At 71.8% G+C, this 20529-nt stretch carries 25 protein-coding genes; 23 read left to right on the top strand and 2 right to left on the bottom strand.

Annotation, left to right across the window (positions count from 1 at the left end; genetic code table 11):
• Nucleotides 1–109: 109 nt before the first annotated feature.
• Together ABD401_RS04855 and ABD401_RS04850 are read right to left on the bottom strand one after the other, a co-directional pair.
• On the bottom strand, nucleotides 110–1501 hold the full coding sequence (locus ABD401_RS04855) for an MBL fold metallo-hydrolase (protein WP_344602183.1): 1392 nt from the start codon (nucleotides 1499–1501) through the stop codon (nucleotides 110–112).
• Between the two features lie 121 nt (nucleotides 1502–1622).
• Nucleotides 1623–2282 carry a response regulator gene (locus tag ABD401_RS04850; protein WP_344602181.1) on the bottom strand — a complete coding sequence of 220 codons (660 nt, stop codon included), beginning with the start codon at nucleotides 2280–2282 and terminating at the stop codon, nucleotides 1623–1625.
• Between the two features lie 512 nt (nucleotides 2283–2794).
• Here ABD401_RS04850 and ABD401_RS04845 point away from each other — a divergent pair.
• The 23 genes from ABD401_RS04845 (at nucleotide 2795) to ABD401_RS04735 (ending at nucleotide 20528) form a co-directional block, all read left to right on the top strand.
• On the top strand, nucleotides 2795–3163 hold the full coding sequence (locus ABD401_RS04845) for a flagellar basal body rod protein FlgB (protein WP_344602179.1): 369 nt from the start codon (nucleotides 2795–2797) through the stop codon (nucleotides 3161–3163).
• A 2-nt stretch (nucleotides 3164–3165) separates the two neighbouring features.
• On the top strand, nucleotides 3166–3570 hold the full coding sequence (locus tag ABD401_RS04840) for a flagellar basal body rod protein FlgC (protein ID WP_344602177.1): 405 nt from the start codon (nucleotides 3166–3168) through the stop codon (nucleotides 3568–3570).
• Entirely contained in the window at nucleotides 3567–3872 is a 306-nt protein-coding gene (gene fliE / locus ABD401_RS04835; RefSeq protein WP_344602175.1) for a flagellar hook-basal body complex protein FliE, read from the top strand. Before ABD401_RS04840 ends, fliE begins: the two co-directional genes overlap by 4 nt.
• Nucleotides 3873–3921: 49 nt before the next feature.
• The gene (gene fliF, locus ABD401_RS04830; RefSeq protein WP_344602173.1) at nucleotides 3922–5523 is read left to right on the top strand and encodes a flagellar basal-body MS-ring/collar protein FliF; all 1602 of its coding nucleotides are present in this window, start codon (nucleotides 3922–3924) and stop codon (nucleotides 5521–5523) included.
• Nucleotides 5524–5593: 70 nt separating this feature from the next.
• The gene (gene fliG, locus ABD401_RS04825; protein ID WP_344602171.1) at nucleotides 5594–6610 is read left to right on the top strand and encodes a flagellar motor switch protein FliG; all 1017 of its coding nucleotides are present in this window, start codon (nucleotides 5594–5596) and stop codon (nucleotides 6608–6610) included.
• Nucleotides 6594–7265 carry a FliH/SctL family protein gene (locus ABD401_RS04820; RefSeq protein WP_344602169.1) on the top strand — a complete coding sequence of 224 codons (672 nt, stop codon included), beginning with the start codon at nucleotides 6594–6596 and terminating at the stop codon, nucleotides 7263–7265. Before fliG ends, ABD401_RS04820 begins: the two co-directional genes overlap by 17 nt.
• The gene (locus ABD401_RS04815) at nucleotides 7262–8575 is read left to right on the top strand and encodes a FliI/YscN family ATPase (RefSeq protein ID WP_344602167.1); all 1314 of its coding nucleotides are present in this window, start codon (nucleotides 7262–7264) and stop codon (nucleotides 8573–8575) included. The genes ABD401_RS04820 and ABD401_RS04815 overlap by 4 nt, the downstream gene beginning before the upstream one ends.
• Nucleotides 8572–9000 carry a hypothetical protein gene (locus ABD401_RS04810; RefSeq protein WP_344602165.1) on the top strand — a complete coding sequence of 143 codons (429 nt, stop codon included), beginning with the start codon at nucleotides 8572–8574 and terminating at the stop codon, nucleotides 8998–9000. The genes ABD401_RS04815 and ABD401_RS04810 overlap by 4 nt, the downstream gene beginning before the upstream one ends.
• Nucleotides 8997–9677 (top strand): C40 family peptidase, encoded by a 681-nt coding sequence (locus ABD401_RS04805; protein WP_344602163.1) that lies wholly within the window; start codon nucleotides 8997–8999, stop codon nucleotides 9675–9677. Before ABD401_RS04810 ends, ABD401_RS04805 begins: the two co-directional genes overlap by 4 nt.
• On the top strand, nucleotides 9674–10801 hold the full coding sequence (locus ABD401_RS04800; protein WP_344602161.1) for a flagellar hook-length control protein FliK: 1128 nt from the start codon (nucleotides 9674–9676) through the stop codon (nucleotides 10799–10801). Before ABD401_RS04805 ends, ABD401_RS04800 begins: the two co-directional genes overlap by 4 nt.
• Nucleotides 10802–10813: 12 nt before the next feature.
• Complete coding sequence (locus tag ABD401_RS04795) at nucleotides 10814–11248, top strand: flagellar hook capping FlgD N-terminal domain-containing protein (RefSeq protein WP_344602159.1); 435 nt, start codon at nucleotides 10814–10816, stop codon at nucleotides 11246–11248.
• 15 nt (nucleotides 11249–11263) lie between these two features.
• Nucleotides 11264–12451, top strand: coding sequence for a flagellar hook protein FlgE (locus ABD401_RS04790; RefSeq protein ID WP_344602157.1), 1188 nt, complete (start codon nucleotides 11264–11266; stop codon nucleotides 12449–12451).
• A 102-nt stretch (nucleotides 12452–12553) separates the two neighbouring features.
• A complete protein-coding gene (locus tag ABD401_RS04785; protein WP_344602155.1) occupies nucleotides 12554–12835 on the top strand; it encodes a flagellar FlbD family protein in 282 nt (93 codons plus the stop codon).
• Nucleotides 12835–13602, top strand: a complete 768-nt coding sequence (locus ABD401_RS04780; protein ID WP_344602153.1) for a motility protein A — start codon at nucleotides 12835–12837, stop codon at nucleotides 13600–13602. Before ABD401_RS04785 ends, ABD401_RS04780 begins: the two co-directional genes overlap by 1 nt.
• Before the next feature lies 1 nt (nucleotide 13603).
• Nucleotides 13604–14572 (top strand): OmpA/MotB family protein, encoded by a 969-nt coding sequence (locus ABD401_RS04775; protein WP_344602151.1) that lies wholly within the window; start codon nucleotides 13604–13606, stop codon nucleotides 14570–14572.
• Nucleotides 14569–15096 carry a flagellar basal body-associated FliL family protein gene (locus ABD401_RS04770; RefSeq protein ID WP_344602149.1) on the top strand — a complete coding sequence of 176 codons (528 nt, stop codon included), beginning with the start codon at nucleotides 14569–14571 and terminating at the stop codon, nucleotides 15094–15096. Before ABD401_RS04775 ends, ABD401_RS04770 begins: the two co-directional genes overlap by 4 nt.
• 120 nt (nucleotides 15097–15216) lie before the next feature.
• On the top strand, nucleotides 15217–16170 hold the full coding sequence (locus tag ABD401_RS04765; RefSeq protein ID WP_344602147.1) for a flagellar motor switch protein FliM: 954 nt from the start codon (nucleotides 15217–15219) through the stop codon (nucleotides 16168–16170).
• A complete protein-coding gene (fliN, locus tag ABD401_RS04760; RefSeq protein ID WP_344602145.1) occupies nucleotides 16167–17000 on the top strand; it encodes a flagellar motor switch protein FliN in 834 nt (277 codons plus the stop codon). The genes ABD401_RS04765 and fliN overlap by 4 nt, the downstream gene beginning before the upstream one ends.
• 15 nt (nucleotides 17001–17015) lie before the next feature.
• Nucleotides 17016–17504 carry a flagellar biosynthetic protein FliO gene (locus ABD401_RS04755; protein WP_344602143.1) on the top strand — a complete coding sequence of 163 codons (489 nt, stop codon included), beginning with the start codon at nucleotides 17016–17018 and terminating at the stop codon, nucleotides 17502–17504.
• On the top strand, nucleotides 17501–18355 hold the full coding sequence (gene fliP / locus ABD401_RS04750) for a flagellar type III secretion system pore protein FliP (RefSeq protein ID WP_344602141.1): 855 nt from the start codon (nucleotides 17501–17503) through the stop codon (nucleotides 18353–18355). The genes ABD401_RS04755 and fliP overlap by 4 nt, the downstream gene beginning before the upstream one ends.
• A 13-nt stretch (nucleotides 18356–18368) precedes the next feature.
• The gene (locus ABD401_RS04745) at nucleotides 18369–18659 is read left to right on the top strand and encodes a flagellar biosynthetic protein FliQ (protein ID WP_344602139.1); all 291 of its coding nucleotides are present in this window, start codon (nucleotides 18369–18371) and stop codon (nucleotides 18657–18659) included.
• 4 nt (nucleotides 18660–18663) lie between these two features.
• Entirely contained in the window at nucleotides 18664–19437 is a 774-nt protein-coding gene (fliR, locus tag ABD401_RS04740; RefSeq protein ID WP_344602137.1) for a flagellar biosynthetic protein FliR, read from the top strand.
• Complete coding sequence (locus tag ABD401_RS04735) at nucleotides 19434–20528, top strand: EscU/YscU/HrcU family type III secretion system export apparatus switch protein (RefSeq protein ID WP_344602135.1); 1095 nt, start codon at nucleotides 19434–19436, stop codon at nucleotides 20526–20528. Before fliR ends, ABD401_RS04735 begins: the two co-directional genes overlap by 4 nt.
• The last annotated feature ends 1 nt before the right edge of the window (nucleotide 20529 follow it).

Genomic DNA, 20529 nt, shown 5'->3' with positions numbered 1-20529 from the left:
CGCCCGCCGGCGGAGAACGCCGCCTGTGGAAAAGAAAGGGTGACACCCCTTACTGCGCAGTAAGGGGTGTCACCCTTTTTTGACAGCGACGACGCGTTCCTGACCGCGGCTACGCGGCGGAGGACTCGGCGGCCCAGGCGGAGTAGCCGCCGAGGAGGTCGGAGACGTCGGAGAAGCCGTTGGCCTCGAGCAGGCTCGCGGCGGCGATGGAGCGGTAGCCGCCGGCGCAGTGGACGAGGACCGGGCGGGAGCGGTCGAGCTGGTCCAGCGCCGTCCGCAACCGGGTGACGCAGAGGTTGACCGCCCCCGGGAGGGCGCCGCCCTTGTGCTCGCCGGGGCCGCGGACGTCGACGACCTGCAGGTCGGGGTTCGCCGCGATCGCCTCGGCAGCCTGATGCACCGTCAGCCTTGAGGAGGAGACGACCAGCTCGGGGTTGTTCGTCAGCTCCTCGAGGTCGGTCAGCTGACAGGCGACGAGGTCGAGACCGACGCGGGCCAGCCGCAGCCGCGCCTCGGCGCACTGCTCGGGCGAGCCGACGAGGATCACCGGCTGGTCGGCGGCGATCAGGGCCGCGGCGTACTCGGCGAACCGGCCCGAGAGGCCGACGTTGATCGCGCCCCGCAGGTGGGAGGCGGCGAAGGCCTGGTCGTCGCGGACGTCGAGCAGCAGGTAGCCCAGGCGCTCCTGGTGGCTGATCGCGGTGGCCGCGTCGACCTCCTGCACCGGGAGCTCCGGGTCGAACGGGAGGTGCCCGGACTTGTTCACCGCGACCTCGTCGACGAAGTACACCGGCGGCGCCCCGAGACCCTCGGTGACGACGGCGACGAACTCGTCCTCGCTCATCGGCGCGAGCGCGTAGTTGCCGCGGCGCTGCTCGCCCAGGGTGGAGACGGTGTCGGTCGAGAGCGCCTTGCCGCACGCGCTGCCGGCGCCGTGACCCGGGTAGACGAGGACCTCGTCGGGCAGCGGCAGCAGCTTCGTGTGCAGCGAGCGGTACAGCAGGCGCGCCATCTCGTCGGCGGTGCGGCCGGCCGAGCCGAGCAGGTCGGGCCGGCCGACGTCACCGAGGAAGAGCGTGTCGCCGGTGAGGATCGCGTGCGGCGTGGGGTCGCTCCCCCGCTCGTACACGACGAGGGTGATCGACTCGGGCGTGTGGCCCGGGGTGGCCAGCACCTCCAGGACGACGCCGGTCTCCGGGTCGCCCAGCGGGATGCGCTCGCCGTCGGCGAGGCGACGGATCGGGAACTCGACCGGCGAGACCTCACCCATCGCGATCTCCGCGCCGGTCCGCTCGGACAGCTCGGTGTGACCCGGAATGAAGTCGGCGTGGACGTGGGTGAGCACGACCAGTTCGATCGTCAGGTCCTGCGCCTTCGCGTCCTGCAGGTACTGCTCGACGTCGCGGCGGGGGTCGACGACGACCGCCCGGCGGCTGACGGGGTCCGCCACCAGGTAGGACGCCTGCGACAGACACTGCAGGTAGTACTGGTCGAGGATCATGAGCGCTCCTCCGACGGGGCGGGTCGTTCCCGGGGAACCAATTGTACGGACAATAACGCGCTTCCGGCGTCCGTACCAGGCTTCAACCCAAGCTACCCGCTCGACATTCCTGTCGCGGTCGTCACTGCGGCTTGCGGAGCTCCGCTCCGTAGACCGCGGCCTGGGTCCGGCGCTCCATGCCGAGCTTGGCGAGGAGGGCGGAGACGTAGTTCTTGACGGTCTTCTCGGCGAGGAACAGGCGCTCGCCGATCTGGCGGTTGGTCAGGCCGTCGGCGATCAGGCCGAGGATCTCGCGCTCCCGCTCGGACAGCGAGGCCATCCGCGGGTCGGCCGGGGCCCCGTCGCGCAGCCGGGCGAGCAGCCGCTCGGTCACCGACGGGTCGAGCAGCGACTTGCCCTCCGCGACCTGACGGATCGCGTCGAGCAGGCTCGTCCCACGGATCTCCTTGAGCAGGTAGCCGGCCGCGCCGGCCATGACGGCGGCGAAGATCGCGTCGTTGTCGTCGTAGCTGGTGAGGATCAGGCACCGCACCTCGGGCATCGCCGAGCGGATGTCACGGCAGACGTCGATGCCGCTGCCGTCGGGCAGCCGGGCGTCGAGGACGGCGACCTGGGGCTTGAGCGCGGGGATCCGCGCCAGCGCCTGGGCGGCCGTGCCGGCGTCCCCGATGACCGTGATGTCGGGGGCGGAGTTCAACAGGTCCGCCACCCCCCGCCGGACGATCTCGTGGTCGTCCAGGAGGAAGACGGTGATGGGCTCGCCAGTGCCCGTGGTGTCCATGCTGCCTGCTTCCCGTTCGGCTGAGCTTCCCCGTGAGAGCTGAGCCTTCCGATGCGTAACGGTTCCCGAGCACCCGAACTTTAGGCCCCCGGCCGACGGTATTCGGTGGACGCCACATTGTGGATTGCCGCAGCCGTGACACACCGCCAGATTTCGCGCCGAATCCCCCAGGACAGCCGTGAGGGCCCGGATCGACCGCAACGATCCAGGCCCTCACGTCACCCCGAGTCTTCTCACCCGCCAGAGTGAGTCGCCGGCCGGGAGTTCGACGGCCGCCTGACCAGCATGAAACCGGGCCCGGCGCCGACGACCCAGGGTCGAAAGTCCCGTCCTTGCGGCCCGGCGGTCCCGCTGCGCCCCGGCAACAATCCGTGACGAGAGTCGGCTCCGACTCCTCAACTCCCCGTCCGACCGGCCGACAAGAACCGGCGAGCCAGGACGGCCACCCCCTCAAGCGCCACGGACCGGCGCTGCCCCACCAGCAGTTTCGATCCCCCGCATCGGAGCGGTCCGTGTTCGACGCCATCGGCCTCACATCCGGCAATGTCGCGATGTACGCGATCACCAGTGCCCTGGACGGTCTTGCCGCCCGCCAGCGCGCGATCGCGGACAACGTCGCGAACATCAACACGCCCGGCTTCCTCGCCGGCAAGGTGCAGTTCGAGGACGCGCTCGCGAGCGCCGTCGCCACCGGCGACACCTCCGGCGGTCCCACCTGGTCGATCGCCCGCTCGCTCGAGCCGACCCGCACCGACGGCAACAACGTCAACCTCGACCGGGAGACGCTGCTCAACGTCGACACCGGTCTGCGCTACTCCCTGATGCTGCGGGCCGCCGACCACGAGTTCGGCATCCTGCGCGCCTCGATGCGGGCGGTGTGACGATGAGCCTGTTCTCCGTCTTCGGCATCGCCGGCTCCGGCGTCACCGTCCACCGCAAGTGGCTCGACGCGGTCGCCGACAACATCGCCAACGTCAACACCGTCCGGTCGACGAACGAGGAGGCGTTCCGCGCGCGCTACGTGCTCGCGCAGGCCGTCGACTACGGCAACGGGACCGGCGGCGTCGCGGTCGCCGGCGCCGTGCTCGGCAACGCCGAGGGCCGGATCGTCTACGACCCGCAGCACCCGCTGGCGGACGAGAACGGCAACGTGCGCCTGCCGGACATCGACCTCGCCGCCCAGATGACCCAGCTGATCGTCGCGCAGCGCGGCTACCAGGCCTCGCTCGCGGTCGTGGACCGCGCCCGTGACGCCTACTCGGCCGCCATTCAGATCGGACGCGCATGAGCATCTCGCCCGTCGGCTTCACGCCGATCGCCCCGATCGCCCCGCCCGTCGCCACCGGCGCCACCGCCGCGGTCCCGTCCGGCGACTCGTTCGCGACCGCGCTCGGCAACGGCCTCGAGGCCCTGGCCGGCACCCAGGCCAAGGCCGAGGGGCTCGCGGTCCAGGCCGCGACCGGTCAGCTGACCGACGTCCACCAGTACACGATCGCCGCCACCCAGGCCCAGCTCGCGACCGAGCTGACCGTGGCCGTCCGGAACAAGGCGGTCGAGGCGTTCAACGAGATCCTGCGGATGCCGCTGTGACGGCGCGCTCCTCGGCGAATGTCCCGGCGAAAGTGACGGAGATCCACTGATGCCACCCGTCGTCTCCGGCCTGCTCGGCAAGGGCGGCCGGATGTTCTCCTCGTTCACCGTCGGCCAGAAGGTCGTCTCGGTGGTCGGGGTCCTCGGGCTGCTGTTCGGCGCCTACTTCTTCATGTCCTGGGCGACCAAGCCGACCTACGCGCCGCTGTTCACCAACGTCGCGCCGGCGGACGCGTCCGCGATCGTCGACCAGCTCAACGCGGCGGGCACGCCGTACCAGCTGGCCAACGGCGGGACGACGATCCTGGTCCCCCAGTCGATGGTCTACGACACCCGCATCGCGATGAGCGGCAAGGGCATCGCCCCGAGCTCCAGCAGCAGCGGTTGGGGCATCCTCGACAAGCAGGGCATCACGACCTCGAAGTTCCAGCAGGACGTCGGTTACCGGCGCGCGCTGGAGGGCGAGCTCGCCCGCACCGTCCAAGGCATCGACGGCGTCACCACCGCGGTCGTGCACCTGGCGCTGCCGGAGAAGACGGTCTTCACCAAGCAGTCCGACTCGGCCAAGGCGTCCGTGCTCGTCGACACCGCGCCCGGGACGTCACTGACGTCGGGTCAGGTCCAGGCGATCGTCAACCTGGTCTCCTCCGCGGTGGAGAACCTCAAGCCCGACCAGGTCACCGTCGCCGACTCCAGCGGCAAGACGCTCTCGGCCTCCGCCGAGTCGTCGGCCGGCACCGCGGCGGACAACCGCGCGCAGCAGACCCGCGAGTACGAGACCCGCGTCGCCTCCGACCTGCAGGCGATGATCGATCGCGTCGTCGGCCCCGGCCACTCCGAGGTCCGGCTCTCCGCCGACCTGGACTTCGACGCGACGAAGACCACCAGCGAGACCTTCACCGACCCCGGCACCAAGCCGTCGGCCACGACGACCACCACCGAGAAGTTCACCGGCAACGGTGCGGCGGTCGGCGGCGTGCTCGGCCCGGACAACCAGGCCGTGCCGAACAACGGCACCAACGGGACCGGCAACTACGAGAAGACGACCGGGACGCAGAACAATCCGCTCAACCGCGTCGTCGAGGAGCGGACCTCCGCCCCCGGTGCCGTCCGCAAGTTGAACGTCGCGGTCCTGCTCGACGCCAAGACGGCGACCGCGGTGAACACCGCGCAGATCGAGGCGCTGGTCTCCTCCGCGGTCGGCCTGAACACCGAGCGTGGTGACACCGTCGTCGTCGACGCCCTGCCGTTCGACGAGACCGCGGCCAACGCGGCCGCCGAGGAGCTCGCCGCCGCGAAGAAGGCCGAGGCCGCCGCGAAGCGCAACAGCATGATCTTCACCGGCGCCAAGTACCTCGGTGGTGCGTTGCTCCTGCTGATGCTCTTCCTCTGGGGCCGGCGCAAGATGGCTCGGATGTCACGGGTGGCCGAGGACCGCCGCGAGATCGAGGCTCTGCAGCGCGCGCTGGCCGCGCAGCAGGCGGAGGCCGAGCTCACCGCCGTCCCGGGTGGCGTCGCCGCCGGCGCCTACGGCGAGCTCGCCGCGTCGCCGGCCGCCGACGCCCGCCACGACGTCGGTGACCTCGTGAAGACCCAGCCCGACGAGGTCGCGCAGTTGCTGCGCGGCTGGCTCGCGGACCGGCGGTCATGAGCGAGCGAAGCGAGCTCGTCATGAGCACTGAATGCGGCTCCGCGAGGACGAAGTCCGTGGCGGAGACGTCATGAGTACCGATCTGGCGACGCTCTCGGGCGTGACGAAGGCGGCCATCCTGCTGATGCAGGTGCCGCGGGACGACTCCGCGCGGATCCTCGCGCAGATGCGGGAGACCGAGGTCGAGGCCGTGACGGCCGAGATCGTGCGGCTCCAGCACGTGGACCCCGACCTCGCGGACCGGGTCATCACCGAGTTCCAGGAGATGGCCGCGGCCCGGCGGGTCGTGCTCGAGGGCGGCGTGCGCTACGCCCGCGACCTGCTCGCGGGCGCGCTCGGCGAGGAGAAGGCGGACGAGGTCATCGGGCGGATCTCCGCGTCGATGAAGGAGATCCCCTTCGAGTTCCTCCGCCGTGCGGACCCCCGGCAGATCCTGTCCTACCTCGCCGACGAGCACCCGCAGACGATCGCGCTCGTGCTCGCGCACATGAGCGCCGACCAGGCCTCGCTGGTGCTGGGCGGGCTCGCGCCGGCCCTGCAGGCCGACGTCGCGCACCGCATCGCGGTCATGGACCGGACCTCGCCGGAGATCATCACCTCGGTCGAGACCTCGCTGAAGCGGCGCCTGCTCTCGGTGCTCGCGACCAGCGAGTTCTCCGAGGTCGGCGGCATCTCGCCGCTGGTGGACATCATCAGCCGCGCGGACCGTTCGACGGAGAAGCTGATCCTCGAAGGCTTGGAGGGGCGCGACCCCGACCTCGCCGACGAGATCCGGAGCCACATGTTCATGTTCAAGGACATCGTCGGCCTCGACGACCGGAGCGTTCAGCTGGTGCTCCGTCAGATCGACACCAGCACGCTCGCCACCGCGCTCAAGGGCGTCAGCGAGGACGTCAAGGAGAAGATCCTGAAGAACATCTCCGAACGGGCCGCCGAGAACCTCCTCGAGGAGATCGACCTGCTCGGCCCGGTGCGCCTGCGCACGGTGGAGGAGGCGCAGGCCTCGATCGTTCAGAGCATCCGTTCCCTCGAGGAGTCCGGCGAGCTCGTGATGCGACGGGAGTCCGACGATGACTTCGTCTCCTGAGCTCCCGTCCCGCCTGATGCGCGGGACCGCCGCGGCCGACCTGCCCCCGGCACCGCTGGAGGGCCTGCTCGACCCGCTGCAGCGCACGGCGCTCGAGGAGCTGTCCGCGGCGACGCGCGCCGCGGCCCGGGCCGAGGGTTTCGCCGTCGGCTGGGCCCAGGGCCGGCGGGCCGCGGACGAGGCCGCCCGCGAGGAGGCCGCGCGCGTCGCGACCGAGCGCGCGGTGGCTGCGGAGCGTGCCGACCTCGAACTGTTGAACGCGCTGCGGGCGCTCTCGGCGGCCGCCGACGCGCTCGAGACCCGGGCTGTCGTGCCCGCGCAGGAGCTGACCGACGCGATCGTGCGCGGTGCCTTCGAGCTCGCGGAGAGCCTGCTCGGCCGGGAGCTGTCGCTGGCGGCCGACCCCGGGCTGGACGCGATCCGGCGGGCGCTGGACCTGCTCCCCCAGAACCGGCCGGTCACCGCGCGCCTGCATCCTGACGATGCGTCAGCGACGCGGGCCGCGCTCGCCACCGCTGACCTCGGCCGTGAGGTGCTCGTCGTCGCCGACCCCAACGTCGAGCGCGGCGGGGCGGTCGTCGACTGCGACGCCACCCGCGTCGACGCCCAGCTGGGGCCGGCGTTGGAGCGCGTCCGGGCGGTGCTCGGCCTGTGACCACCGTGTTCGCTCCCGACGTCCTCGCCGCCGCGCGCCCCCGGGCGACCGGCCTGGTGACGGGCGTCGTCGGGCTGGTCGTCGACGTCGTCGGCGTCGAGGCCGCGGTCGGTGAGGTCGTGATGCTCGGCCCGGACGAGATCCCGGCCGAGGTCGTCGCGGTGCGCCCGGCGACGGCCGAGGGCAGCCGCCTGGCGTGCATGCCGCTGGGCTCGACGAACGGGATCCGTGCCGGGCACCCGGCGCGCGGCACCGGTTCCGCGCTGACCGTCGGCGTCGGGGAGGCGCTGCGCGGACGTGTGCTCGACGGTCTCGGCTCGCCGATCGACGGCCGGCCGCTGCCGGCGGGACTGGAGCGCGTTCCCGTCGAGGCCGACGCCCCGCACCCGCTGCTCCGTGGCCGCGTGAACGTGCCGCTGTCGGTCGGCGTCCGCGCCCTCGACACGCTCGTGCCCGTCGGTCGCGGTCAGCGCATCGGCATCTTCGCCGGGTCCGGCGTCGGCAAGTCCTCGCTGCTGTCGATGATCACGCGCGGCACCGAGGCGGCGGTGACCGTCGTGTGCCTGGTCGGCGAGCGTGGCCGTGAGGTCCGCGAGTTCCTGGAGAACGACCTCGGGCCCGAGGGTCTCGCGCGCGCCGTCGTGGTCGTCGCGACCTCGGACGCGCCGCCGATGGTGCGCCTGCGCGCGCCGTTCGTCGCGACGCGGATCGCCGAGCACCTGCGCGACTCCGGCCAGGACGTCCTGCTGCTCATGGACTCCCTGACCCGCCTGGCCTACGCCCAGCGCGAGGTCGGCCTCTCCGCCGGCGAGCCGCCGGCCACGCGCGGCTACCCGCCGTCGGTGTTCGCGCTGCTGCCCCGACTGCTGGAGCGGGCCGGTCCGGGTGAGACCGGGTCGATCACCGGCATCTACACCGTCCTCGTCGACGGCGACGACCACAACGAGCCCGTCTCCGACGCGGCGCGGTCGATCCTCGACGGACACATCACATTGACCCGCCGCCTGGCGACAGCGGGGCAGTTCCCCAGCATCGACGTGTTGGAGTCGGTGTCCCGGGTGTCCGGCGCGGTGACGACGCCGGAGCAGCGCGCGCTCGCGACCGAACTGCGCCGGCTGATGGCTGCGCACCGCGACGCCCGCGACCTCATCGAGATCGGCGCCTACGTGGCCGGCACCAACCCGGTGGTCGACCGGGCGCGCGAGCTCGCCCCGGCGATCGACGCGTTCCTCCGGCAGGACCTGCACGGCCGGACCACCGCCGCCGAGGCATGGGCCGGCCTCGCCGCGCTGCTCGGAGGTGCGGCATGAGGTTTCTGCTCGGCACCGTGCTCAAGGTGCGCAAGCTGCGTGAGGACATCGCGAAGGCCGAGGCCGCCGCGGCGCAGGCCGCGTCCCACCGCGCCGCGACCGACTTCGCCCGCCGCGAGGCGGCCCTCGCCGGTCGCCCCGAGCCGGGCACGGCCGAGGCGTCGCAGTGGCTGGCCGCCCGCGCGGCGCTGCTGACGATGGCCTCCGACGTCGCAGTCGCCCGCGAGGTCGCGGTCGCCCGGGACGCGGACGCCGCCGCGGCGATGAACCGCTTCGCCACCGCTCGGCGCGAGCGCGAGGGCGTCGAGGATCTGGCGCAGCGTCAGAAGGAGGCCGAGCTGCGCGAGCGCGAGGCCGCGGAACAGCGGGAGGCCGACGACCGCGCCGGCGCCCGTCTCTTCGCCGCCCGGGAGGACCAGTCATGAGCATCGCCGACGTGCAGGCCCGCATGGCGGCCATCACCGCGCAGTTCGTCTCCCCGCTGCAGACCGTCGCGGTCGCATCGGCGTCGACGGCCACGGCCTCGGGGTCGACGGCGACCACCTTCGCCGCCGCGCTCGCGGAGGCGACGGCCTCGACGGGAGCGACCGGTTCGACCGGCGCGGGCGCCAAGGCCACCGGCACGGCGGCCGACCTGATCGCCGACGCGAAGCGCTACCTGGGCGTCCCCTACGTCTGGGGCGGCACCAACCCGGACAAGGGCGTGGACTGCTCCGGTCTGACGCAGCTGGTCTACGGCCACTTCGGCATCGACCTGCCCCGCGTCAGCTACCAGCAGGCGAAGGAGGGCACCCCCGTTCACGGGCTCGCCAACGCCAAGCCCGGCGACCTGCTCGCCTTCGACTCCCCCGTCGACCACGTCGCGATCTACCTCGGCGACAACAAGATGATCCACGCCCCCCGGCCCGGGAAGGTCGTCGAGATCTCCGACGTCTACGAGACCCCGACCCACATCCGCCGTCTGCTCCCCGAGACCGCCCCCGTGTCGAACGCGGCCACCAGCACGCTGGCGGCGGCACTTCCGGGCGGGCTGCCGATGGCGAACTCGCTGCTGGCCCAGTACCCGGCCCTCGCCGCCGCCCTCGGAGGGAGCTCGGCATGACGATCCCCACGCTCGGTTCGCTCCCGGTCCCCGTTCCCGCGCCGACCACCGTCCGCACGGCCGCGGACTCCGGGACGGACGCCGACGCCGGCACCGGCTCGGGCTCCGGCTCGGGCGAGGAGTTCGCCGGGATGGTCGCCGACCTCGTCGCGGCCCTGCTCGGCACGCCGACCCCCCACCTCTCCGGCGAGGCGCGCCTTTCCCCGGACCCGGATGGCCGCGGCGCGCCGGAGGAGTTGGCCCTCGCCGCGGGGGCCGTCCCCGCGATCCCGGTTCCGGCTCCGGCCCTGACCGCCACCCCGGGCGCGACCGCGGCGTCGGCGCCGGTCGAGGCGACCGACCCCGGCGAGGCGCGCCTTGCGGCCGCCTCGGACGGGCGCGCCGCGCCTGCGGACATGACCTCGGCCGCGGGACCCGCGGCCCCGGAGGCCCCGGACGCGCCCGCGACCCGGGCCGAAGCCGCCCCGCCCGAGGGACCCGCCGACCCCGCCGGCGGCTCGGACGCCCAGAACCCGCAGCCCAACCCCAACTTCTCCGGCGCGGGGCGGCCATCCCCCGCCGGGGAAGGGCGCGGCGCGCCGGAGAAGTCGGACGGGGTCACCCCGGCCGGCGCGGCTCCGGCCGCTGCGCCCACATCGGCCACCTCGGCCGTGGCCCCCGCGGCCGCGCCGGCGTCCGCGACCCCCGCGCCCCCGACTCTGGCGGCGCAGCTCGCGGCCCCGATCACCGCGGTGCACCAGCGCGGGGCGGAGGGGACGCACGTCCTGTCCGTCGACATCACACCCGAGGAGCTCGGCCCGGTCCGGGTGGAGCTCGAGCTTCGGGACGGCACGGTCGAACTCCGGCTCGCCGGCCAGAGCGAGGCCGCCCGCGACGCCCTGCGCGCGGCCCTGCCCGACCTGCGCCGCGCCCTCGAAGCGGCCGGCATCGGCACGGGCAGCTTCTCGCTCGGCGGGGACGGTGGCGCGCCGCAGCCCGGCCCGGGCAACCCCCAGAACGGGCACGCCCGTCCCGCCTGGGCGGGCGGGGACGGGCGTGTCCCGCACGACATCACCCCGAACGGAGACGCCGGATCGCCCACCGGCGCCCCGGCATCCGCCGGTTCGCTCGACCTGCAGCTGTAGTCAGGAGATACGTTGACCGTCCTTCCCCCCACCCCGATCTCGTCGCTCTTCGAGCCGAAGCCGGCGGCGCCCAGCACGCCGGGCAACACGCTCGGCAAGGACGCGTTCCTGAAGCTGCTCGTCGCGCAGCTGAAGTACCAGGACCCGACCGCGCCGACCGACTCGGCGCAGTTCATGGCCCAGACCGCGCAGTTCACGCAGGTCGAGAAGCTGGAGGAGATCGCCGCGGCGGTCACCTCCTCGCTCACCGCGCAGAGCGTGTTCGGTGTGAGCGCGATGGTCGGACGGACCGTCAGTTGGCTCCAGGCTGACGGAACCGAGCTCTCGGGCGTCGTCACCGCCGCCTCGTTCACCGCCGCCGGCCCCTACCTGACGGTGGAGGACGGCACGCAGGTCGCCATGGGCGACATCACCTCGGTGCGGGCGACTCCCGCGAACCCCCAGTAATCAGGAGGCTCTCCCATGCTTCGCTCGCTCTTCGCCGGCATCTCCGGTCTGCGCTCGCACCAGACGATGATGGACGTCACCGGCAACAACATCGCCAACGTGAACACGACGGGCTTCAAGTCGAGCACGACGGTCTTCCAGGACACGCTCTCGCAGCTGCTCAAGGGCGCGGGTGCGCCGGTCGGCGACAACGGCGGCACGAACCCGGCGCAGGTCGGCCTGGGCACGCGTCTCGCCGCGATCACGACGAACTTCGCACAGGGTTCGGCGCAGTCCACCGGCCGCTCGACGGACCTGATGATCCAGGGCGACGGCTTCTTCGTCGTCCGCAACGGCGGCGAGAACCTCTACACCCGCGCGGGTGCGTTCTCCTTCGACACCGACGGCCGCCTGACCACGCCCGAGGGCGCGGTCGTGCAGGGCTGGTCCGCGGCCAACGGCCTGATCGACACCAACGCCCCGGTCGGCGACATCCGCCTTCCCGTCGGCGCGGTCCTGCCCCCGGTGGCGACGAGCACCGCGTCCCTGGCCGGCAACCTGCCGTCCGACGCGGCGGTCGGCACCGTCGTCCGCACGTCGATCAAGATCTACGACGCGGCCGGCACCCCGACCGACATGGACATCACCGCGACGCTCGACGTCGGTGGCGTCTGGAACCTGACGTCCGGCGTCGGCACGCTCTCCCCGGCGACGCTGTCGTTCACCGGAGCCGGCGCGACCCCGTCCGCCACCTCGCTGACGTTCACCGCCACCAGCGGGCAGGTCATCACCGTCGACACCGGCACGGTCACCGGCTTCGCGGGCCAGAACACCCTCGCCGCGACCGGCCAGAACGGCTCGGCGATGGGCACCCTGCAGGCGTTCACGATGTCGCCGGACGGGACGCTCATCGGCGTCTTCTCCAACGGCCTCAAGAGCCCGCTCGCGCAGGTTGCCCTCGCGAACTTCAACAACCCGCCGGGGCTGGAGAAGGTCGGCGGGTCGATGTACCGCACGACGGTCAACTCGGGCACCGAACAGCTCGGCACCGCCGGCACCGCCGGCCGCGGCCTGCTCTCCTCGGGTCAGCTCGAGATGAGCAACGTCGACCTCGCGGCCGAGTTCACCAACCTGATCGTCGCCCAGCGCGGCTTCCAGGCGAACTCCCGTGTCATCACCACCAGCGACCAGATCCTCGAGGACCTGGTCAACCTCAAGCGCTGATCCCGCGCCAGGGGGGCGCTCAGAACGGGCGCCCCCCTGCCGAACTGACCCATGACGGGCCGACGGATCGGCCCGGCACACGGAACCAAGGATGGTGCCGCAATGATCGTCGTGACCCGCCTCGGCGGACCCGCGTTCGCCGTGAACCCCGATCTCATCGAGCGGGCGGAGGCCAGCCCCGACACGGTCGTGACGCTGGTCGACGGGACGAAGTACGTCATCGCCGAGACGCTCGTCGAGCTGATCGAGCTGATCCGGACGTACCGGGCGTCCGTGATCGCCGCCGCCGCCGTGGCCGAGCACGTCCTGCGTGAGCCCGTGCCGGCGCCGCGTCCGCGCTCCTCCGACGGGACCGTCGTCGCGCTGCCCCACCGGGACCGCTGATGGATCCGGCAACCCTGGTCGGGCTCGGCCTGGCCTTCGGCGCGATCTTCCTCGCCGCGATCCTCGAGGGCGCGGACCCGATGTCGGTGTTCCTGCTGCCCCCGATCCTGCTCGTCTTCGGCGGCACCCTCGGCGCGGGCCTGGCCGGCTCCACCATGAAGGACTTCATGGCCGTCATGAAGGGCCTGCCGAAGTACCTCACCGCGAAGGTGACGCCGCCGGACGAGACCGTCGCGACGCTCGTCGACCTCGCCGGCACCGCCCGCAAGGAGGGTCTGCTCGCGCTCGGCGACAAGGTGCGCCACGTCGAGGACCCCTTCCTCAAGAAGGGCCTGGAGAACGCGATCGACGGCACTGACCCGGACGAGCTCGCCGAGATCCTCGAGGCCGAGATCCGCGCGTTCAAGAAGGACGCGAAGGTCAGCTCGAAGCTGTTCACCGACTTCGGCGGCTACGCACCGACGATCGGCATCATCGGCACCGTCCTGTCCCTGGTCCACGTGCTCGGCATGCTCTCCGAGCCGGACAAGCTCGGCGGCTCGATCGCGGTCGCGTTCCTCGCGACGCTCTGGGGCGTCCTGTCGGCGAACGTCATCTGGCTGCCGATCGCGAAGCGGATCGACCGGATCGTGGAGCTCGAGGCCGCGCGCATGGAGCTCGCCGTCGAGGGCATCCTCGCGATCCAGTCCGGCTCGAACCCGCGTCTGGTCGCGCAGAAGCTGAAGGCCCTCCTGCCGCCGGGGGCACTGGTCGACAAGGCGGCCTGAGATGTCGCACGCCAAGGTTCGCCGGCGCGTCCGGCACGAGGAGCACGAGGAGCACGAGAACCACGAGCGGTGGCTCGTGTCCTACGCGGACATGATCACCGTGCTCATGGCGCTGTTCATCGTGCTGTTCGCGATGTCGACGATCGACGAGACCAAGTTCTGGGAGCTGCGGGCGAGCCTCGCCTCCAGCTTCGGCCACGAGATCACGGCCGTGCAGAGCGGCAAGAGCCCGGTCCCCGGCGACTCCTCGCCGGAGGGCCCGCTCGCGTCCGGACCGATCATGCCCGGCAGCACGGACGTGAAGAACCAGATCGACCAGGCCATCAAGGTCGCGCGCTCGAAGGAGGCGATGGCGCAGGCGCAGGCCACCCGGGCGGAGGTCGAGAAGGAGATCGAGGCGCTGGAGAAGATCCGCAAGGCGATCGCCAAGGCGCTGCAGGGGACGTCGGCCGCGAAGTCGGTCCGATTCCGCTACGACGAGCGGGGCCTGATCGTCTCGGTCATCACCGACGCGGTCATGTTCGCCCCGGACCGCGCGGAGCTCACCGAGACCGGCCGGCAGGTCGTCCACGCGATCGGCCCGGTGCTCCGCTCCGCACCCAACGACCTGCTGATCGAGGGCCACACCAACACCGTCCCGGTGAGCCCGAAGTACTACCCGTCCGAGTGGGAGCTCTCCAGCGCCCGCGCCTCGGCGGTGGTCCGCCGGATGATCGAGGCCGAGGGCATCGCGGCGAACCGGCTCTCCGCGATCGGCTGGGCCGACCAGCGGCCGCTGATCCCCGGCACCTCCACGGAGGCCAACCGCGTCAACCGCCGGGTCGAGATCGTCGTCGGCTCGACCCTCGCCCCGAAGGACCGCTCTCTGCTCGGCACGGTCGCCGCCCAGGAGGTCCCGGAACTCAGTAGCTCGGCCGCCAGCGCCGCAGCGAGCTCACCAGCGACATCTGCAGCGAAGGAGCAGACATGACCACGCCCACCATTCCTCGCCAGGGCAAGGCCGAGGACGGCGCCAAGGACGGCGCCGGAGACCTTGCCGGCAAGAAGGGGAAGGCGGCCAAGGACGGCGCCAAGTCCGGCAGGAAGAAGAAGCTGATCATCGTCCTCGTCGTCCTCGTGGCGGTCGCCGCGGCCTACTTCTTCGTGCTCAAGCCGAAGCCGGCGGCGTCCGGCGAGCCGGAGCCCGGGATGGTCGTCCGGCTCGACCCGCTGACGCTCAACCTCGACGGCGGGCACTACCTCAAGCTCTCGATGGCGCTGCAGTTCACCGCGGCCGCCTCCGCCGGCGGCGGTGGCCACGGCGGCGGGTCCGAGGAGCCCGACGGCTCGAAGGCCCTCGACATCGCGATCGCCCAGCTCTCCAACCGCAAGATCGCCGAGCTCAACACCGCCGCCGCCCGCCAGGCCGCCAAGACCAAGCTCCTGGACGCCATCGCCGAGGCCTACCACCACGACGTGATGGACCTGTACTTCACGGAGTTCGTGATGCAGTAGCCCCCGGGCGATCCCCCACGAAAGCGCAGATCGGTACGCAAATCGGACCGATCTGCGGTACGGATCTGCGCTTTCGTGGGTTTCGCTCAGGCCCACCCGCCCGCTGCCGAACAGAGCACCGTGGCAGACGGGCAGTTCGGTGTGACGACCCTCGGGCGGAATCGCCGTGGGTCGCGGACGGAGCCGCGGGCGTACGACTTCCGCCGGTCGACGAAGCTCTCGCGCAAGCACGTCCGATCCCTGGAGATCGTGTTCGAGACGTTCGCCCGGCAGTGGGGGACGTTGATGACGTCCAGCCTGCGCACGGTGACGACCGTCCACGTCGCCTCGATCGAGGAACTCACCTACGACGAGTACATCTCGCGGCTGAGCAACCCGACGATGGTGAACGTCCTGTCGGTGGAGCCGCTGGCCGGCGCCGGGATCCTCGAGCTGTCGATGACCAGCGCGATGGTCTCGGTCGACCGCCTCCTCGGCGGCCCGGGCACCGGCGAGCAGCCGCAGCGCCCGCTCACCGACATCGAGGTCGGCCTGCTGAGCACGATCGTGACGCGCGTCCTCGGCGAGCTCCGCTACGCGTTCGAGCCGATCGCCCGCATGGAGCCGGACGTCACGGCCATCGAGTACAACCCGCAGTTCGTCCAGGCCGCCGCCGCGGCGGACGTCCTGATCGTCGCCGGCTTCGACCTGCGCATCGGCGAGACCGAGGCGCCCGCGACGCTGTGCCTGCCGTTCGCGAGCCTGTTCCCCCTCCTCGAGGTGGCGATCGGCGCCGGCGCCGACCCGCAGCGGGCGGCCACGCCCACGCCGGTCCCCGTCCGCGTCGAGGAGCGGATCTCCGCGGTCCCGATCGAGGTCTCGGTCGGGTTCGCGCCCACCACCTTCACCCCGCGCACGTTGGTCTCACTCGCCGTCGGGGACGTGCTGCGACTGAACCACCGCGCCGCCGCTCCCCTCGTCGTCACGGCCGCGGACGTCACGTTCGCGCACGCCGTCCCCGGTACCCGCGGTCAGGCCCTGGCCTGCCGCATCGTCGACACCCCGCCCGAGCCCGCCCCCGGGAGCACTTCGTGACCGCACCTTCCGTCCTGCCGAGCGTCGTCTCCACCGTCGCCGCCGCGCTCAGCTCCTCGCTGCCGCTGGCGGCCCCCGCCACCGTCGGCGAGGCCGCCCCGGCCGGGCAGCCGCCGGCCGAGATCTTCGGCCTGCTCCCGCCCGGCGCGAGCACGGTCGTCGTCGCTCCGCTCGAGCCCGAGCGCGGCCTCGTCGCCGTCGTCGTCGGCTCGACGCTGACCGAGGCCCTGGCCGCCAGCCCGCTCGGCGAGCTCGACGTGGCCGCCGCGGTCCAGCCGGCCCTGACCGCCGCCGCGACCGCCGCCGGGGCCACCGCCGGCCCCGCGCGCGCGGTCGACCTCGACTCCGCCGTCCGCGAGCTCTTCTCCCTGCCGGACGCCTGGCTCGTCCCGCTCAACGACCCGGACGGCTGGGTGTGCGCGACGGCGATCGTCGTCGCGGCCCCGGAGGAGTTCGTCGCTGAGGCTCCGTCAGCCCCGGCCGGCACGCAGGGCGTGACCGAGCCGACGGGCACCGCGATCCCGCGCCAGAACGCCCCCGCGCGCTCGGCCGCCGCGCTCGCCGCGGGCGCCGGCCTGGACCTGCTGCGCGACGTCGTCATGGAGGTGACGGTCGAGCTCGGCCGCACGCGCATGACGATCTCCGAGCTGCTCTCGCTCTCCCCCGGCGCGGTCGTCGAGCTCGACCGGGCCGCCGGCAGCCCCGCCGACCTGCTGGTCAACGGCACGCTGCTGGCCCGGGGTGAGGTCGTCGTCGTCGACGAGGACTTCGGCATCCGCATCACCGAGATCGTCGGCCCGGCGGTCTCCGACGCGGCTCGTACGGTCTGAGGCCGGAGTCGTCCCGTGACTGACAACGTCGCCCTGCTGCTGCGGGTCGGGTTCTCCTTCACCCTGGTCCTCGGCCTGATGTGGGTCGCCGCCCGGGTGCTGAAGAACCGCACCTCCGGCCGGCCGACCGACACCGTCGAGGTGCTCGCCCGTACCCAGCTCGGTCGCGGCTCCTCGGTCGCGGTCCTCCGCATCGGGGACCGCGCGCTCGTCCTCGGTGTCACCGAGAAGAGCGTCGTCCAGCTCGGCGAGGAGATCCGCGACCTCTCGTCGCTCCGCGGCCGCACCGTGGCCGAGGTCCTCCCGGCCGCCACTGAACATGACATCTCCACCGTGCGCGCCCTGTTCACTGGAGATGACATCTCCACCGGTTCCCGTTCCGCTGCCCCGTCCGCACCCCAGGCCATGGCCGGCCAGGGTGCGTTGGCGGGCTCGATTCTCTCGCCCGCCACCTGGCGGATGGGCATGGATGCCCTGCGGGAACGGACCGTCCGGAGGGGATGAGCCGCGTCCTCGGGCGCGCTGTCACAGGGCTCCTGCTCTGCCTGACTGCGCTGTTCGCTCTCCAGTTCGCGAGCGCCGGCTCCGCCGCTGCTGCTCCCGTCCCGATCCCCGGGCCCGGCGTCGTCACCATCACGGCGCCGACGGCCCCGGCCGCCCCGGCCGCTCCCACCGCGCCCAACCCGGGTGCGGACGGCGTCACCGTCGACCTCGGCGGGCTGACCGACAAGCCGAGCACGTCGATCACGGTCATCATCGCGATCACGCTGCTGTCGGTCGCGCCGGCGCTGCTGCTGATGATGACGAGCTTCACCAAGATCGTCGTGGTGCTCTCGCTGACCCGCAACGCGCTGGGTCTGCAGGGCATCCCGCCGAACCAGGTGCTCGCCGGCCTGGCGCTGTTCCTGTCGCTGTTCGTCATGGGCCCGGTGCTCTCGCAGGTCAACGACACCGGCATCCAGCCCTACCTGAACGGGACGAAGTCCCAGACGCAGGCGTTCAACGACGGCGTGCAGCCGCTGCGGGAGTTCATGCTCAACCACACCCGCAGCGACGAGCTCGCGATGCTCTCGCAGGTCGCCAACCGCGCGCTGCCGGAGACCCGCGAGGACGTCGAACTGACGACGCTGATCCCGGCCTTCGTGCTCTCGGAGCTGAAGAGCGCGTTCATCATCGGCTTCGTCATCTTCGTGCCGTTCCTCATCATCGACCTCGTCGTCAGCGCGGCGCTGATGTCGATGGGCATGATGATGCTGCCGCCGGTGATGATCTCCCTGCCGTTCAAGATCCTGCTGTTCGTCCTCGTCGACGGCTGGGCGCTGATCATCACCGCCCTCGTCCAGAGTTACGGTTGACGAGGGAGATCTGATGGTGAATCAGGCCCTGACCGACACCCAGGTCATGTCGATCGGCCTCCAGGCGATGATCGTGGCGACCAAGCTGTGCGCGCCGATCCTGGTGACCGCGCTGGTGATCGGCTTCGCGATCTCGCTCTTCCAGTCGGTGACGATGATCCAGGAGGTCACGCTCTCCTTCGTCCCGAAGCTGATCGGGGTCGGGGTCGCGTTGCTGATCAGCGGCAACTGGATGCTCTCGACGATGATTACGTTCACCGAGCAGCTCTTCGAGCAGATCCCGCAGCTGCTCGCGTCGGGGTGACGCCGTGGCCCTCGAGTTCGCGATGCCGACCCTGCTCGGGCTGCTGCTCGGCTCGGTCCGGTCGGCGGCGTGGCTGCTGGTCAGCCCGCCGTTCGCGACGCGCACGATCCCGGGCACGGTCAAGGCGATGCTCGCCGTCGCGCTCGCGCTGCCGGTCGCCTCGCAGATCGGTCCCGCGATCCCCGAGCTCTCGACCGGGGGGCTGATCAGTGCGATCGTCCTGCAGGTCGTCACGGGCGCGGCCCTGGGCTTCGTGACGTACCTGCTGTTCGCGGCGATCCAGGCCGCCGGCGACCTGATCGACCTGTTCGGCGGCTTCACGCTCGCGAGCGCCTACGACCCGATGTCGATGTCCCAGAGCTCGATCTTCGGCCGCTTCCATCAGCTGCTCGGTCTGACGCTGCTCTTCGTCACCGACGCGCATTTGTTGATCGTGTCCGGGTTTCTGCGCTCCTACGACGCCATCCCGGTGACCGAGGGCGTCGCGCTCGACGCGACCGCCGACGCCGTCCTCAAGGGCGTCACGCAGTTCTTCCTCGCGGCGCTGGAGATCGCGGGCCCGATGATCATCGTGCTGTTCCTGGCCGACGTCGCACTCGGTCTGCTCACCCGTGTCTCGCCGCAGCTGAACGCGTTCACCCTCGGCTTCCCGCTCAAGATCTTCCTCACGCTGGCGCTGATCGGGTTCACCTTCCCGCTGCTGCCGGGCGCGATCGACGGTCTGTCCGACGCGGCCACCGACGCGACGCTCTCGCTGTTCGGAGGTGAGAGCGGATGAGTGGGGGCAGCGACGGCGACAAGACCGAGAAACCGACACCGAAGAAGCTGCGCGAGGCCCGCAAGGAGGGCCAGATCCCGCGCTCGCAGGACATCGGCGCCTGGGCCGGTGTGCTCGCCGCGTGCTACCTGCTGCAGTTCACGATCCACCTCGCGAGCCCGCGCCTGCGCGCGCTCTTCCACCGGATCAGCCAGCTCATCGCCGAGCCGACGGAGGAAGCGGCGCTCGCGCTGTTCGTCGACGGGTTCCGCGACATCGCGATCATCCTCGCCCCGCTGATGCTGGGCCTGGCGGTCGTGACGTTCGCCGCGTCCGCGGCCCAGGGCGGTATTCACCTCGCGACCAAGCACGCGAAGCCGAAGTTCAAGCGGATGAACCCGATCCAGGGCTTCAAGCGGATCGCCGGCCCCCAGGCCGGGTGGGAGGCCACGAAGACCGTCCTGAAGACGACGATCGCCGCGCTCATCGCGTACCGCGCGGTGAAGGGCACCTCGGTGCTGCTCACCTCCGGCGGGATGTCGCTGTCCGCGCAGCTCGACGTCGTCTCGGGGACGATGTTCGGCCTGATGCGGGACGTCGCGATCGCCGGTCTGCTCATGGGCGTCGCGGACTACGGCTACCAGCGCCGGCGCGTCGGCAAGCAACTGAAGATGTCGATGCACGAGGTGAAGCAGGAGCACAAGCAGACCGAGGGCGACCCGCACCTCAAGGGCGCGATCCGCTCGAAGCAGATGGCGATGAGCCGCAACCGCATGATGAGCAAGATCGCCCAGGCCGACGTCGTGCTGGTCAACCCGACCCACGTCGCCGTCGCGCTGCAGTACGTCCCGGATCGCGGGGCGCCCCGGGTCGTCGCGAAGGGCGCCGGCCACGTCGCCACCCGGATCCGCGAGGAGGCGACCAAGCACCGCGTCGCGATGGTCTCCGACGTCCCGCTGGCCCGCGCGCTCTACAAGGCCTGCGACCTCGACCAGGAGATCCCTGGGGAGATGTTCGCCGCGGTCGCCGCCGTGCTCGCCTTCGTCCTCTCCCTCAAGGCCCGCGGCAGCGCCGTCGGCACGCACAAGCTCCCGCAACTGCTGGGCCGGTAGA

Origin of the sequence: Sporichthya brevicatena (assembly GCF_039525035.1) — a bacterium.
Classification (GTDB): domain Bacteria; phylum Actinomycetota; class Actinomycetes; order Sporichthyales; family Sporichthyaceae; genus Sporichthya; species Sporichthya brevicatena.
Note: the sequence above shows the minus strand (reverse complement) of the source record. Positions and strands in the feature narration are given on the sequence as shown.